Consider the following 14,728-nt stretch of genomic DNA (forward strand, 5'->3'; position numbering starts at 1 on the left):
CGGCGGTGGGCGCGGCTCCGCCCGGGGTCACACTGGAGGCATGGAGGTGTTCTTCGGCGAGTGGGAGCGGCGCGCGCCGGGCGAGACCCGCGACGTCGGGCGGGCCCGCGCCCTCGCGGGCGCGCTGGGCCTCCTCGCGCCGGACGTTCCCGTCCTGACCGTCGTCGGCTCCAAGGGGAAGGGGACGGCGGCGACCTACGCGTCGGCCTTCCTCGGGGCCGCCGGGTTCCGCGTGTGCACGGTCACGAGCCCCGGGCTGCGCAGCGATCGCGACCGCATCCGGGTGGACGGGCGCGCCGTCTCCGCCGGGGAACTCGCCTTCCTGGCGGACGTGCTCGGGGAGGCCGTGGCCGCGCTCCCGCCGCCGTCCGGCGGTTACCTGTCGCCGTCGGGCCTCTTCACGATCGCGGGCGTCCTGCACGCGCGCCGCGCCGGTGCGGACGCGCTCGTCCTGGAGGCGGGCATGGGCGGACGGTCGGACGAGGTCGCCCTGTTCCCGCCGGACGTCGCCGCGATCACGCCGGTCTTCCGCGAGCACGCCGGGGTGCTCGGCGACACGCCGGCGGAGATCGCCGAAGAGAAGCTCGGTGTCGCAGGGCCGCGGACGCGCGTCCTGTCGGCGCCGCAGTCGGCCGAGGTCGCGGGGGTGCTCGGCGCCGCGGAGTTCGTCGGGCCCGGAGGAAGCGCGCTCCCCCCGGACCTGCTTCCCGCCGGTCTCGGGCGCGCGGCGGCCGAACTGGGCGTGGTCGCCGCCCGCCGTCTCCCCGGAGTGGCCGAGCCCGCGGCCGCAACGGTGCGGGCCGCGCTGTCCTCGATCGCCCTGCCCGGCCGCCTGTCCTGGCACGACGTGCCCGGGTCGGCCACGCGGCTGCTGGTCGACTCCGCGATCGACCGGGCCGGGGTCGCCGCCGCCCTCGGCGCCGCCTGGGATGCCTGGGGGACCATCGACCACGTCGTGGTCTGCCTCCCCGACCACAAGGACCTGGACGGCGCCATCGCCGAACTCGGCTCGCTGCCCGTGACGTTCGTCCGGCTTTCGCCATCGCACCTGCGGTTCACCCGCACCCTGCCGTCCTGCTGGGACGTGGTCGGGTCCGCCGCCATCACTCCCGAGTCCCTCGCGACGCTCGGGCACCGGGTGGTCGCCCTCGGCACGGTCTACTTCACCGGGCTCGTCCTGGACGCGGTGGGCGCCGACACTGAGCGCCTCTACATCACTTCGGCTTCTCGACGTCCTTCCTGATGCGGTGCATCAGGTCGGCCATCAGGGGGAACTGCGGGTTCACCGAGGGCCGGTTGGACGCGACGACGCCGAAGGAGTCCTTGGTCGCCCAAGCGCAGTAGGTGTGGGTCTCGGCGAGGACGGCGAAGGTGCCGCACACCGCCTTGCCGCCCTTGCGGCCCGGGTCGGCGTCCTGCCCGGCGATGAACGTGGTCGGCTGTGTCTTCTGCAGGAAGCCGGAAGGATCGCCGATCTGGCCCGTCCCGCCCACGAACAGCAGGTCGACATTGCGCACCGGCACCTCGGTGTAGACGGCGAGGCCGTTCTCGGCCACCGGGACACCGCCCGCCTCGACCGCGCCCGCGAGGAACGGGTAGGCGGCGCTCGCCTGCGGCGAGGTCAGCGGATCCTTGTGCAGGCCCCCGGCCGTCGGACCCGCTTTGATCACCTTCTTGGACGGCCCGGGGCCGGCCGCCGTCTCGGCGTCCTTGCCGGCGCCGCCGGCCCGCAGCGCCAGCGCGCCCGCGACCAGCAGCATCCCGACGACCACGGCGACGCCGGCGACCAGCAGCGGCTTCGGCAGGCGCCCGCCGGGCCCGGCCGGCGCGCCGGTCACCCGCGGCAGCGGGCCGGTGCCGTTCGGGAGGACGCCGTGCGGGCCCGTGCCCACGACCGGAAGCGCCCCCGACCCGTTCGCCGAACCGGGCATCGCGTGCGGGCCGGTGCCGTTCCTCGGCATGGCGTGCGGGCCCGACACCTCCCGCAGGGGAGGCATGGCCTGCGGGCCGGTGCCGTTCACCATCGCGTGCGGGCCGGTCCCGTCGCCGATGTCGACCGACCACCAGGGGCGCGCGCCGCCGAAGGGCGTCGGGTCGTCCTCCGGTTCGCGACCGTCCTCGATGACCTGCGCCGCGTCCAGGTCGTCGCCGGACGGGGAGTCCGGCGTGCCGGACCGAGGTGGTGAATCGGCCATTGCACTCCCGATAGTTCAAATACCGCAGGGGCCCACGGGCCCTACCGGATCGTAACTGCGGCAGGCGCCGCCGTGCCGAAGGATCGCCGTGTCAGCACCCGTGTCAAGAGCGGCCCGGCCGGCCCGCCGGCGGGGGTCAGCCCGCCGGGAGCGCGGCCAGCTGGGCCTCCAGCCTGCCGATGTCGGACTCCGCCTGGGCGAGCCGGTCGCGGTTCTTCGCCACGACCGCCTCGGGCGCCTTCGCCATGAACGCCTCGTTTCCGAGCTTGCGCCGCGCCTGGTCGACCTCCTTGCGGGCGGCGGCCAGGTCCTTCTCCAGCCGCTTGCGCTCGGCGGCGACGTCGATCGCCCCGGCGGTGTCGAGGTGCACCTTCACGTCCTCGACCGGCAGGGACGCCGTCGAGGAGAAGCCGTCCTCCGGCTCGGTGAGGCGCAGCAGCGAGCGGATGCCGTCCTCGTGGCGGTGCAGGGCGGAGCCGTTCCACTCGATCCGCGCGGCGACCCGCTGACCGGGCTTGAGGCCCTGGTCGGCGCGGAACCGCCGCACCTCGGTCACCATCCGCTGGAGCGAGCCGACGAGCTCCTCGGCGCCGCCGTCGCGCCGCGCCGGGTCGGCGGTCGGCCACGGCGCGGTGACGACCGTCTCCGCGCCGGTGAGAGACGTCCACAGCTCCTCGGTGACGAACGGGACGACCGGGTGCAGCAGCCGCAGCAGGTTGTCGAAGACCTCGCCGAGCACGCGGCGGGTCGCCTCGGCGCGCTCGTCGGCGAGCTGCACCTTGGCCAGCTCCACGTACCAGTCGCAGACCTCGTCCCAGGCGAAGTGGTAGAGCGCCTCGCACGCCTTCGCGAAGTCGAACGCCTCCAGGTGCGCGTCGACCTCGGCGATCACCGCGTGCAGCCGGGACAGGACCCAGGCGTCGACCGTGGAGAGCTCGGCGGGCATGGCGCCGCGGGTGTGCGCGCCGTTGATGAGCGCGAACCGGGTCGCGTTCCACAGCTTGTTGCAGAAGTTGCGCGAGCCCTGCGCCCACTCCTCGGCCACCGGGACGTCGCCGCCCGGGTTCGCGCCGCGCAGCAGCGTGAAGCGGGTCGCGTCGGCGCCGTAGGCGTCGATCCAGTCGAGCGGGTCGATGACGTTCCCGAACGACTTGGACATCTTCTTGCCGAACTGGTCGCGGACCATCCCGTGCAGGGCGATGGTGTCGAACGGCTGGACGCCGTCCATCGCGTACAGCCCGAACATCATCATGCGGGCGACCCAGAAGAACAGGATGTCGTAGCCCGTGACCAGGACGGACGTGGGGTAGAACCGCTTCAGGTCGGGCGTCTCGTCGGGCCAGCCGAGCGTCGAGAACGGCCACAGCGCCGAGGAGAACCACGTGTCGAGGACGTCGGAGTCCCGCGTCCATCCGGCGGGCGGCTCCTCGTCCGGGCCCGGGCAGACGACCTCGCCGTCCGGCCCGTACCAGACCGGGATCCGGTGCCCCCACCACAGCTGGCGGCTGATGCACCAGTCGTGCATGTTGTCGACCCACTCGAAGTAGCGGGAGGCCATCTCCGGCGGGTGGATCTTGACGCGGCCGTCGCGGACGGCGTCGCCCGCGGCCCGCGCCAGCGACTCGACCTTGACGAACCACTGCAGCGACACGCGCGGCTCGACGACCGTGGAGCAGCGCTGGCAGTGCCCGACCGAGTGCTTGTAGGGGCGGACCTCCTTGACGATCCGGCCCTGCTCGCGCAGCGCGGCCACGACCGCCGGGCGCGCCTCGAACCGGTCCAGCCCCGCGAACGGGCCCGGCGCGGTGACGTTGCCCCGCTCGTCCATGACCGACAGGGACGGCAGCGAGTGCCGCCGCCCGATCTCGAAGTCGTTCGGGTCGTGCGCGGGGGTCACCTTGACTGCGCCGGTGCCGAACGCGGGGTCGACGTGCTCGTCGGCGACGACCGGGATGCGGCGGCCGGTCAGCGGGAGCTCGATCTCCCGCCCGACCATGTGCGCGTACCGGGCGTCCTCCGGGTGGACGGCCACGGCGGTGTCGCCGAGCATCGTCTCCGCCCGGGTGGTCGCGACGACGATCTCGTCCTCGCCCGACCCGTACCGGATCGAGACCAGCTCGCCGTCGACCTCCTCGTGCTCGACCTCGATGTCCGACAGCGCCGTCAGGCAGCGCGGGCACCAGTTGATGATGCGCTCGGCGCGGTAGATCAGGCCGTCGTCGAACAGCCGCTTGAAGATCGTCCGGACGGCGCGGGCACGGTCGTCGTCCATCGTGAACGCCTCGCGCGTCCAGTCGACGCCGTCGCCGAGGCGGCGCATCTGACCGAGGATGCGGCCGCCGGACTCCGCCTTCCACTGCCAGACCCGCTCGACGAAGTCGGAGCGCCCGAGGTCGTGCCGCGACAGGCCCTCCTTGGCCAGCTCGCGCTCCACGACGTTCTGCGTGGCGATGCCCGCGTGGTCCATGCCCGGCACCCACACCACCTCGTGGCCCTGCATCCGGCGGCGCCGGACGAGGGTGTCCTGGATGGAGTGGTCGAGGGCGTGCCCCATGTGCAGCGAGCCGGTCACGTTCGGCGGTGGGATCACGATGGAGAAGGCGGGCCGCTCCGGCGCGCGTTCCGGGTCGGCGGTGAACAGCCCCGCCGATACCCACCGCTCGTAGAGCCGGCCCTCGACATCGGCCGGTCGGTACTGGGTGGGAAGGTCGACGTCCGCGGCGGCGCCCTGGCCGCGCTCAGTGCTGGGCTGTGTCACGGCTGACGATTCTACGGGGACGCCGGGGGTGGACGGCCCCGGGGACGGCCCGGCGCGCGGAGGAATCCGCGCCGGCGAGCACCCCGTCGCGCAGTCCACGTTCACGCCGATCACCCTGATCCGGTCGACCGGAACCACCGCCCGACCGCCCGGCCGGCGGCCGGACCGGGCCCGGACCATGTCCACGACCACCGTGCGAGTCGGTGCGCCGTGCGCGGGCATCGGCCTGGCCAGCGTCCTGCGCGACGTCCGCGACACGCGGCGGGGCGGGCCAGAGAGCGTTTTCCCGCCGCGGTCGGGACACTGGTCACCTGACACCGGGTCGCCTCCCCGGAAAGGGTGGCGGCGAAGTTCCGCGACGGCGGGACGGAGGAGAGGGACGGGATGCGAGCGGTACTGGCACGCGCCACCGTGCTGGCCGGCGCGTTCACAGCGGGGGCCGTGGCGGCACGCGCCGCGACCATCCCTCACCTCCGCCGTCTCACCGCCGACCTGCAGCGCTCGCGGGAGCGCATCCTCGCCAGCCGGGAGGAGGAGCGCCGCCAGCTGCGGCACGACCTGCACGACGGGCTCGGGCCGACGCTCGCCAGCCTCGCGATGTCGCTGGACGCGGCCCGCATCACCCTCGCCGGCGAGCCGGAGCGGATGGACCCCCTGCTCGCCGAGGTGAGGGACCGGCTGGCGACCGCCGTCGGGGAGATCCGGGACCTGGCGCACGGGCTGCGGCCCCCGGCGCTGGACGACCTCGGCCTCGTCGCGGCGATCGAGTCGTTCGCCGACGGCTGCTGCGAGCGGGTGGACGTCCGGTTCGACGGCGAGCCCGCGGGGCTGCCCGCCGCGGTGGAGGTCGCGGCGTACCGGATCGTGCAGGAGGCGCTGACGAACGTCCGGCTGCACGCGCCCGAGAGCACCGCGACGGTCAGGCTGAGCCGGGACGCCGACCTGCACCTGATGGTCGCCGACACCGGACCCGGCCTGCCGGACGCCGCCCGCAACGGAGGCCAGCCGAAGCCGCGCCGGGGCCTGGCCGCGATGAGGGAGTGGGCCGCCGAGGTCGGCGGCAGCTGCGCGATCACGTCCCGGAACGGCGGCGGGACCGTCGTCACCGTCCGGCTCCCGCTCGCCGCCGCGCGGATCGCCGCCGGGTACCATCGTCCCTCGATCGGAAGAGACGGGCGGAGATGACCGAGACCATCCGGGTGCTCATCACCGACGACCACCCGGTGTTCCGGCAGGGGCTGAAGGGCCTGCTGCAGGCGCTCGGGGTGGAGGTCGTCGGCGAGGCGGAGAACGGGCCGGGCGCGGTGCGGCTGGCGGCGGAGCTGCAGCCGGACGTCGTCATCATGGACCTGCACATGCCCGGCGGCAACGGCATCGAGGCGACCCGCACCATCACCCGCACCAGCCCGCGCATCGGCGTGCTGGTGCTGACGATGTTCCGCGACGACGACTCTGTCTTCGCGGCGATGCGCGCCGGCGCCCGCGGCTACCTGCTGAAGGAGTCGGGCGCGGAGGAGATCGCCCGCGCCGTGAAGGCGGTCGCGGCGGGCGAGGCCATCTACGGCCCGGAGATCGCACGCCGCGTGCTCACCTACTTCACCGACATGCCCGACCCGCGGCAGGCCGCGTTCCCGCAGCTCACCGAGCGGGAGCGGGAGGTCCTCGAACTGATCGCGCAGGGCCGCAGCAACACCGAGATCGCCGGGACGCTCTACCTCAGCCAGAAGACCGTCCGCAACCACGTCTCGAACATCTTCATGAAGCTGCACGTCGCCGACCGCGCCCAGGCCATCGTCCTGGCCCGCGAGGCCGGCCTCGGCGAGTCCCGCGGCTGACCCCTCCGGCCCTCCCCCGGCTCAGCGGGCCGCGAAGGCTCCGTGCTCGCTCTCGAAGACCAGTGCGGCGAAGCGTTCTCCGATGCGGCGGTGGCTTTCGGGGGCCGGGTGGACCTCGTCCGGCAGGGGCAGCTCCGCGTAGTCGGCCTCGCCGTAGAGCACGCGGCCGTCGAGATAGTGCAGGTGGGGATCGTCCTCGGCGCGCCGCGCGGCGATCCCGGCCAGCGCGTCCCTGATGACGGTGAGCGTCAGGCGCCCGCTCGCGACCTCCGCCGGGTCGCCCAGAGCCCGGAACCGCAGTCGCGGAGCGCCGGGGTCGGGGGCCAGCGGACCCGGCGTCCGCTCCTGGACGGGGCACAGGATCGGCGAGACGAGCAGCAGCGGCGTCTCGGGGTGCCCCTCGCGGACGGTGTCGAGGAAGCCGTGCACGGCGGGCCCGAACGCGCGCAGGCGCATCGCGTCGGCGTTCGCGACGTTGATGCCGATCTTGAGGCTGATCAGGTCGGCGGGGGTGTCGCGGATGGCGCGGGCGGTGAACGGGTCGAGCAGCGCGTTGCCGCCGAAGCCGAGATTGATCAGGTTCGCCCCGCCGCGGGCGGCGGCCACCGCGGGCCAGGTGGAGGTGGGGCCGGCGGCGGTGGAGCCGTGGCTGATCGAACTGCCGTGGTGGAGCCACACGGGGCTCCCGCGGTCCGGGACGGGCTCGGCGGGGGCGTCGGTGCGCAGCGCGATCAGCTCGGTGGGCTCGACCTGCGGCAGCCAGATCTCCACGTCCTTCGCCTCGGGGGCCAGGCCCGCGAACCGGAGGGTGCCGGGCTCTCCCGGGGTGGTGACCGCCTTCTGGGTCGCCATGTCGATGACGGTCAGGTTCCCGCCGGGCACGCTGCCCCGGCCCGCCGGGCGCCCGTCGATCACGAGGTCGTAGAAACCGTCCGGCTGCGGCGGGGTGCCCTCGTAGGCCCGCTTGGTGGGCAGGACGTCCAGTTCCACCGCGGTGGCCCGGGTGCGGAAGACCAGCCGCACGCCGGACGGCTGCTCCTCCGTCCTCGCCAGGTACTCGTCCGGGAACTGGACGCGGGCGGCGAGGGGCAGCCGGTGCGGCAGCACTCCGCGGCCGGTCCGCTCCAGTTCGAGCGCGCCGCGCACGATGCGCGTGTCGATGGGGGTGGTGGTCCACTCGGTCATTCCCGTCTCCCTCGCTTCCTAATAGAATTAGGCAGATACCAAGTTACTCTAGGTACGGAGGTCCCATGGCGCGCGCGGGCATCACCCCCGGACGCCTCGCCCGGACGGCGGCGGAGCTGGCCGACGAGATCGGGTTCGACCGGCTGACCGTCTCGGCGGTGGCGCGCAGGCTCGGCGTCAAGGACCCGAGCCTGTACGCGCACATCGAGAACGCGCGGGAGCTGAAGGTGCGGGTCGCGCTGCTGGCCCTGGAGGAACTGGCCGACCATGTCGCGAGCGCGGTGGCGGGGCGCGCGGGAAAGGACGCTCTCGTGGCGTGCGCCGGCGCCTACCGCGCCTACGCGGCGGAGCATCCCGGGCGTTACGCCGCGGCGCGCTTCGACCTCGACCCGCAGACGGCGGCGGCGAGCGCCGGGCCCCGGCACGCGGAGATGACGAGGGCCATCCTGCGCGGGTACGACCTACCCGAACCCGACCAGACCGACGCGGTGCGCTTCCTCGGCAGCGTGTTCCACGGCTATGTGAGCCTGGAACTGGCGGGCTCCTTCGGCCACACGCCCCGCAAGGCCGACGCGTCCTGGGCGTGGGCGCTCGACACGGTCGACTTCGCCCTCAGGAACCACCCGTCCCGCGAGGCCGCCCCGGGCGGGACGCGGCCCTAGCCGGGAACACCGAGAGCAGCGGTGCCGTGTGGGCGCCCGCTGCTCTCGGTGTCAGGTCTCGTGCTGTGTCGGGTCTCGCGGTGTCAGGCCGACTTCTCCCGCGGCTCGCGCTTGGGACGGTCGCGCGGGACGAGGGTCGGGTTGACGTGCTCCAGGACCGCCTCGCGGGTGATGACGACGCGGGCGACGTCCTGGCGGCTCGGTACCTCGTACATCACCGACAGGAGCACCTCCTCCATGATCGCGCGGAGGCCGCGGGCCCCGGTGCCGCGCAGGATGGCCTGGTCGGCGATGGCCTCCAGGGCGTCGTCGGTGAACTCCAGGTCGACCCCGTCGAGCTCGAAGAGGCGGTGGTACTGGCGCACCAGCGCGTTCTTCGGCTCGGTGAGGATGTTGATCAGGGCCTCGCGGTCCAGGTTGTGCACGGAGGTGATCACCGGGAGCCGGCCGATGAACTCGGGGATCATGCCGAACTTCAGCAGGTCCTCGGGCATCACGTCGCCGAGCACGGCCGACGACTCCTCGAAGTCGGACTTGGAGCGGATCTGCGCTCCGAAGCCCATGCCCTGCTTGCCCACCCGGGACTCGACGATCTTCTCCAGGCCGGCGAACGCGCCGCCGCAGATGAACAGCACGTTGGTGGTGTCGATCTGGATGAACTCCTGGTGCGGGTGCTTGCGGCCGCCCTGCGGCGGGACGCTCGCGGTGGTGCCCTCAAGGATCTTCAGCAGGGCCTGCTGGACGCCCTCCCCCGACACGTCCCGGGTGATCGACGGGTTCTCGCTCTTGCGAGCGATCTTGTCGACCTCGTCGATGTAGATGATCCCGGTCTCGGCCTTCTTGACGTCGTAGTCGGCCGCCTGGATCAGTTTGAGGAGGATGTTCTCCACGTCCTCCCCGACGTAGCCCGCCTCCGTCAGCGCCGTGGCGTCCGCGATGGCGAACGGGACGTTGAGCAGCTTGGCGAGCGTCTGCGCGAGCAGCGTCTTGCCGGATCCGGTGGGACCGAGGAGCAGGATGTTGGACTTGCCCAGCTCGACCATGTCGTCACGGCCGGTGTCACCCGACTGGATCCGCTTGTAGTGGTTGTAGACGGCGACGGACAGTGCCTTCTTCGCCGTGTCCTGCCCGATGACGTAGGAGTCGAGGAACTCGTAGATCTCCCGCGGTTTGGGCAGGTTGTCCCACTTGAGGTCGGAGGTCTCGGAGAGCTCCTCCTCGATGATCTCGTTACAGAGATCGATGCACTCGTCGCAGATGTACACGCCCGGGCCCGCGATGAGCTTCTTGACCTGCTTCTGGCTCTTCCCGCAGAACGAGCACTTGAGCAGGTCACCGCCGTCGCCGATGCGTGCCACCCAACCGTCTCCTTTTCGTGGGGCCGCCAGCCTTGGAGGATGCGGCGCAGCTGGTTGCGTCCCAGAGGCTCACGACGTCGGATTCGACGTTACCGCCTCCAGCGGACTTGGAAAGCCCCTCGCCCGGAAGTGTGACGACCGGGCTGGGGGACTCCCTCGTCCTCGTGCCGTCTCAGGACGACACTACCTCGGCCTTCCGCTTCCTGCTGGCGAAGACGTCGTCGATGAGGCCGTACTCCTTGGCCTCGGCCGCCGTGAGGATCTTGTCGCGCTCGATGTCGCGGCGGACCTCCTCGACGCTCTTGCCGCTGTGCTCGGCCAGGATCGTCTCCAGCAGATCGCGGATCCGCATGATCTCGCGGGCCTGGATCTCGATGTCGCTGGACTGGCCGTAGCTGCCCTCGGTCGCGGGCTGGTGGATCAGGATCCGCGAGTTGGGCAGCGCCGCCCGCTTGCCCGGCGTCCCGGCCGCGAGCAGCACCGCCGCGGCGGACGCGGCCTGGCCGATGCACACGGTCTGGATCTCGGGCTTGACGAACTGCATCGTGTCGTAGATCGCCGTCATGGCGGTGAACGAGCCGCCCGGCGAGTTGATGTAGATGCTGATGTCGCGGTCGGGGTCGATCGACTCCAGCGTGATCAGCTGGGCCATCACGTCGTTGGCGGACGCGTCGTCGATCTGCACGCCGAGGAAGATGATCCGCTCTTCGAAGAGCTTGTTGTACGGGTTCATCTCCTTGACCCCGTACGTGGTGCGCTCGACGAACGACGGAATGATGTAGCGGTCGTCGACCGGACGCGGAGTTCCGCCGGCGTTCACGCCGGGCCGGACCCTATCGCCGAGAACGGGTCGGATGAGGTCGCTCACTGTGTGCCTCCGATTCGTTGTGAGGTCGTCAGGAGACGGGGCCCTCGGAGGGCACCTGGGTGGCGCTGAGCACGACGTGGTCGACGAACCCGTAGTCCTTGGCCTCGTCGGCGGTGAACCAGCGGTCCCGGTCGGAGTCGCGCTCGATCTGGTCGAGCTCCTGGCCGGTGTGCTCGGCGATCTTCTCGGCGAGCGTCTTCTTCACGTACAGCATCTGCTCGGCCTGGATCTTGATGTCGGAGGCGGTGCCGCCGATGCCGCCGGACGGCTGGTGCATCATGATCCGCGCGTGCGGCAGGGCGTACCGCTTGCCCCGGGCGCCCGCGCACAGCAGGAACTGGCCCATCGACGCGGCCAGGCCCATGCCGACCGTGACGACGTCGTTCGGGACGTACTGCATGATGTCGTAGATCGCCATGCCGGCGGTGACGGAGCCACCTGGCGAGTTGATGTAGAGCGTGATGTCGCGGCGGCCGTCCTCGGCAGACAGCAGCAGGAGCTCGGCGCAGATGCGGTTGGCGATGTCGTCGTCGACCTGCTGGCCGAGGAAGACGATGCGTTCGCGCAGCAGCCGCTGGAACAGCTGGTCGCCCAGAGGCAACAGGGGCGCCTCGGCGACCCGCGCCTGGATCCGCGACGACTCGTCGAAAGTCGGAGGCATGCTCACCGGGTGTTCCTCCGGTCCTTTTAATCGGTTCGGATGATTGGACATTAACGCGCTCACGGGCCCACTCACGCCCGGGGGCCCGGCTTTTCGCCAGGGGCGTACCCGGCGCGGCCCGGCCGACGCGCACGTAGCTGACGATCTTCGCCGCCGCGCCCGGCCGAGCGGGGCCCGCTCACGCGCACGCCCCGCACCCGTCGTACGGGTGCGGGGCGTGCCCGGTGCCTCACGGACGTCCAGAAAATGCTCTAGGCGTCCTTGGTCTTGGCGTCCTGCTCGTCGGCAGCCTCGCCGGCCGGGGCCTCCTCAGCGGCGGCCTCAGCCGTCTCCTCGGGGGTCTCCTCCTGCGCGCCGTCCTCGGCCTCCGCGTCGGCGGCGTCCTCGGCGGCGTCCTCGGCCTGGGCGGTCTCGCCGTTCAGCTCGCGCTGCACGGCGTCGACGTCGATCTCGTTGCCCGACTCGTCCTTGACCGTGACGTGCTCGACCACGAGGTTCAGCGCCTTGCTGCGCAGCACCTCCGAGACGATCGCCGGGAGCTGGTTGTTCTGCGTCAGGTACTCGGCGAGCTGCTGCGGCTGCACGCCCATCTGCATCGCCTGCGTGACGACGTACTCGCTGAGCTCCTCGTTCTCGACGTTCAGCTCCTCCTGGACGGCGAGCTGGTCGAGCACGAAGCCGCCCTTGACCGCGAGCCGGGCCGCGTCGGCGACCTCGGTGTCGAACTCCTCGGCGGTCTTCTCCTCTTCCTTGAGGTAGTCGTCCCTGGTCATGCCCGCCATCTGGAGCTGCTGCTCCAGCTGCTGGTTGCGGCGGTCGACCTCCTCTTCCACGACCTTGTCGGGAAGCGGGATGTCGACCTTCTCCAGGAGCGCCTCAAGGGCCTTGTCGCGCGCCTCGGACAGCTGCTGCAGCTTCACCTGCCGGCCGAGCCGGACGCGCACGTCCTCGCGCAGCTCCTCGATCGTGTCGAACTCGCTGGCGAGCTGGGCGAACTCGTCGTCCAGGTCGGGCAGGTTCTTCACCTTGACGCTCTGCACGGTGACCGTGATCTCGGCCTCCTCGCCGGCGTGCTCGCCGCCGACCAGGGTGCCGGTGAAGGTCTTGTCCTCGCCCGCGGCGAGGCCGACGAGGGCCTCGTCCAGGCCCTCGATCGCGGAGTTGCTGCCGACCTCGTAGGAGTAACCGGTGGTCGAGGCGTCCTCGATCTCCTCGCCGTCGATCCGCGCGACGAGGTCGATGGTGGCGAAGTCGCCGTCCTCGGCCGCGCGCTCGGCGCCGGTGAGGGAGGCGAAGCGCTCGCGGAGGTTGTCGATGGTCTCGCCGACCTGCTCGTCGGTGACCTCGGCGTCCTCGACGACGACCTCCAGGCCGTCGTAGTCGGGCACCTCGAACTTCGGCCGGATGTCGACCTCGGCGGTGAAGGCGAACTGGGTGCCGTCCTCCAGCTCGGTCACCTCGACGTCGGGCTGCCCGAGCACGAAGATCTCGGACTCCTCGACGGCGCGGCCGTACAGCTCGGGAAGCGCGTCGTTGACCGCCTCCTGGAGGACCGCGCCCCGGCCGACGTACTTGTCGATCAGCGGGGCGGGAACCTTGCCGGGCCGGAAGCCCTTGATCCGCACCTGCTGCGAGATCTCCTTGTACGCCTTGTCGAGGTTCGGCTTGAGCTCGTCGAACGGAACCTCGACGGTGAGCTTGACCCGCGTGGGGGTCAGCTCCTCGACATCGGTCTTCACTGGGGTCGGTCTCCTTGATCGGGCGCTGTCTCGGCCGCGGCGTTCGACGCGTTCTCTTCCTCTTGACGTGCGAGTCCTCGGCCTCCACGCAGCGGGCTGCGCCGTGGTGCTCGGCCGGTCAGTCTCTCGGCGGCGCGGGCGCGCCGAAATACGGCTCCGCGCCTTCGCGCGGCCAAGTCTATGGGGTCGCGGCGCCGTCTGCGGACATCGGAGGCCCACAAGCCCGGCGAATCCGCGTCAACGCCGCCGCACGGGCAGTGACATGGAGCACCGGGACCCCCATACTCGTCCGGGATGAACGGGATAGCCGCGGCCTTCAGTGCGACCGGTCTCTACTACCTCGGGTTCGCCGTTTTCAAGCTCGCGGCGGACCGGATGCCCGCTGTACGGGGCAACCGCATCCCGCACATGGTGTGGACGATCGTGAGCAACTGGGTCTTCCTGATCGCGCTCGGGGTCGTGCTCGGCGGGCTCGGCCTGCAGATCCTCGCGCTGCGCAACCTGCCGCTGTCCACCGCGGTACCGATCTTCATGTCCGGCATCGTGCCGCTGCTGCTGATCGCCCTGGTCTTCTTCGGCGAGCGGCTGACCCCGCGCGAGTGGCTCAGCCTGGTGCTGATCGGCGCGGCGATCCTGCTGCTCACCGCGTCGCTGCGGGGGGACGAGCCGATCGGCTCGGCGGACGCGCCGCTGTGGAAGATCGCCGCGGTGGTCGCCCCCGCGGTGCTGGTGCCGGTGCTGATCCTGGTCCTCGGCGACCACCGGCCCGACGGCCGGCACGCGCGCCCGGTGACCGGCATCGCCTACGGGCTGAGCTCGGGCTTCCCGGTCGGCACCGCCGAGCTGGCGATCAAGGGGTGGAGCGACGACGCGCACGCCACGAGCCTGCGGATCGCCGCGACGCCGTGGCCGTACCTGACGGTGCTGGCGGCGGCCATCGGGTTCGGGATCATGGTCATGGCGTTCCAGCGCTGCCGGGTGTCGATCGTGGCCACCGTGATGACGGTGAGCGCGAAGACCTACCTGCTGGCGATGGGCACCTTCCTCTACGCGGAGCCGTGGCCGCAGGACGTGGGGCACTCGGCGATGCGGCTGGGCGCGCTGGCGCTGGGCGCGATCGCCGTCCTTCAGTTCCCCCGGCACCGGCCGATTCCGGACGAGCCGGACGCCTCCTCCGCGGAGGAGGCGGACGCGGTGGACCCGTTCGGCGGCACGGCGGTCGGCGGGCCGGTCCTGGGCGGCCCGAGGCTCGGCCAGGCGCACCGGCAGGCTCCGCAGGTGCCGCCGCAGCGTTCCCCGTACGCGCAGGACCCGCTCGGCCAGGGCCCCTACGACCGGCCCGAGGCCTCTCCCTCCGAGGCGGCGCCGCCGCAGCCGCGCCGCCCCGTCCGCCCGCAGCGCCCGACCGAGACGGGCGCGGACGGGCGGTGGCGCGGCTTCGGCGACGGCTGAACGGCGCCCCGGCCC

The 14,728-nt window shown here is 72.0% G+C and carries 12 protein-coding genes; 5 read left to right on the forward strand and 7 right to left on the reverse strand.

The window, feature by feature from the left end; genetic code table 11:
* The first annotated feature begins 40 nt into the window (after positions 1 to 40).
* On the forward strand, positions 41 to 1,243 hold the full coding sequence (locus tag BJ999_RS31610) for a folylpolyglutamate synthase/dihydrofolate synthase family protein (protein WP_179836644.1): 1,203 nt from the start codon (positions 41 to 43) through the stop codon (positions 1,241 to 1,243).
* Here the strand turns inward: BJ999_RS31610 and BJ999_RS44120 are convergent.
* Together BJ999_RS44120 and BJ999_RS31620 are read right to left on the reverse strand one after the other, a co-directional pair.
* Positions 1,215 to 2,195, reverse strand: coding sequence for a hypothetical protein (locus tag BJ999_RS44120; protein WP_179836645.1), 981 nt, complete (start codon positions 2,193 to 2,195; stop codon positions 1,215 to 1,217). The two genes, BJ999_RS31610 and BJ999_RS44120, sit on opposite strands and share 29 nt — an antisense overlap.
* Positions 2,196 to 2,331: 136 nt before the next feature.
* Positions 2,332 to 4,953, reverse strand: a complete 2,622-nt coding sequence (locus BJ999_RS31620) for a valine--tRNA ligase (protein WP_179836646.1) — start codon at positions 4,951 to 4,953, stop codon at positions 2,332 to 2,334.
* 384 nt (positions 4,954 to 5,337) lie between these two features.
* On the opposite strand from BJ999_RS31620, the gene BJ999_RS31625 reads away from it, so the two are divergent.
* Positions 5,338 to 6,138, forward strand: coding sequence for a sensor histidine kinase (locus tag BJ999_RS31625; RefSeq protein ID WP_179836647.1), 801 nt, complete (start codon positions 5,338 to 5,340; stop codon positions 6,136 to 6,138).
* On the forward strand, positions 6,135 to 6,788 hold the full coding sequence (locus BJ999_RS31630; protein ID WP_179836648.1) for a response regulator transcription factor: 654 nt from the start codon (positions 6,135 to 6,137) through the stop codon (positions 6,786 to 6,788). Before BJ999_RS31625 ends, BJ999_RS31630 begins: the two co-directional genes overlap by 4 nt.
* Before the next feature lie 21 nt (positions 6,789 to 6,809).
* Here BJ999_RS31630 and BJ999_RS31635 read toward each other — a convergent pair whose 3' ends face one another.
* Positions 6,810 to 7,973 (reverse strand): SGNH/GDSL hydrolase family protein, encoded by a 1,164-nt coding sequence (locus tag BJ999_RS31635; protein ID WP_179836649.1) that lies wholly within the window; start codon positions 7,971 to 7,973, stop codon positions 6,810 to 6,812.
* Positions 7,974 to 8,038: 65 nt separating this feature from the next.
* Here BJ999_RS31635 and BJ999_RS31640 point away from each other — a divergent pair, with 65 nt between their 5' ends.
* Entirely contained in the window at positions 8,039 to 8,635 is a 597-nt protein-coding gene (locus BJ999_RS31640; RefSeq protein ID WP_179836650.1) for a TetR/AcrR family transcriptional regulator, read from the forward strand.
* A gap of 83 nt (positions 8,636 to 8,718) precedes the next feature.
* Here the strand turns inward: BJ999_RS31640 and clpX are convergent, their stop codons facing one another.
* From clpX to tig, 4 genes are all read right to left on the reverse strand, one after another.
* Entirely contained in the window at positions 8,719 to 9,993 is a 1,275-nt protein-coding gene (gene clpX / locus BJ999_RS31645; protein WP_179836651.1) for an ATP-dependent Clp protease ATP-binding subunit ClpX, read from the reverse strand.
* 172 nt (positions 9,994 to 10,165) lie between these two features.
* Complete coding sequence (locus BJ999_RS31650) at positions 10,166 to 10,813, reverse strand: ATP-dependent Clp protease proteolytic subunit (protein WP_179836652.1); 648 nt, start codon at positions 10,811 to 10,813, stop codon at positions 10,166 to 10,168.
* Positions 10,814 to 10,889: 76 nt separating this feature from the next.
* Entirely contained in the window at positions 10,890 to 11,522 is a 633-nt protein-coding gene (locus BJ999_RS31655) for a ClpP family protease (RefSeq protein WP_089309497.1), read from the reverse strand.
* A 251-nt stretch (positions 11,523 to 11,773) separates the two neighbouring features.
* Complete coding sequence (tig, locus tag BJ999_RS31660) at positions 11,774 to 13,261, reverse strand: trigger factor (protein ID WP_179836653.1); 1,488 nt, start codon at positions 13,259 to 13,261, stop codon at positions 11,774 to 11,776.
* A 294-nt stretch (positions 13,262 to 13,555) separates the two neighbouring features.
* Here tig and BJ999_RS31665 point away from each other — a divergent pair, with 294 nt between their 5' ends.
* Positions 13,556 to 14,713, forward strand: a complete 1,158-nt coding sequence (locus tag BJ999_RS31665; protein ID WP_179836654.1) for a DMT family transporter — start codon at positions 13,556 to 13,558, stop codon at positions 14,711 to 14,713.
* The last annotated feature ends 15 nt before the right edge of the window (positions 14,714 to 14,728 follow it).

The sequence above is a fragment of the Actinomadura citrea genome, assembly GCF_013409045.1.
Taxonomy (GTDB): Bacteria; Actinomycetota; Actinomycetes; order Streptosporangiales; family Streptosporangiaceae; genus Spirillospora; species Spirillospora citrea.

Coding starts and splice junctions, on each gene's coding strand:
- BJ999_RS31610 (WP_179836644.1), top strand. CDS start 41: ATGGAGGTGTTCTTCGGCGAGTGGGAGCGGCGCGCGCCGGGCGAGACC.
- BJ999_RS44120 (WP_179836645.1), bottom strand. CDS start 2,195: ATGGCCGATTCACCACCTCGGTCCGGCACGCCGGACTCCCCGTCCGGC.
- BJ999_RS31625 (WP_179836647.1), top strand. CDS start 5,338: ATGCGAGCGGTACTGGCACGCGCCACCGTGCTGGCCGGCGCGTTCACA.
- BJ999_RS31630 (WP_179836648.1), top strand. CDS start 6,135: ATGACCGAGACCATCCGGGTGCTCATCACCGACGACCACCCGGTGTTC.
- BJ999_RS31635 (WP_179836649.1), bottom strand. CDS start 7,973: ATGACCGAGTGGACCACCACCCCCATCGACACGCGCATCGTGCGCGGC.
- BJ999_RS31640 (WP_179836650.1), top strand. CDS start 8,039: ATGGCGCGCGCGGGCATCACCCCCGGACGCCTCGCCCGGACGGCGGCG.
- BJ999_RS31655 (WP_089309497.1), bottom strand. CDS start 11,522: ATGCCTCCGACTTTCGACGAGTCGTCGCGGATCCAGGCGCGGGTCGCC.
- BJ999_RS31665 (WP_179836654.1), top strand. CDS start 13,556: ATGAACGGGATAGCCGCGGCCTTCAGTGCGACCGGTCTCTACTACCTC.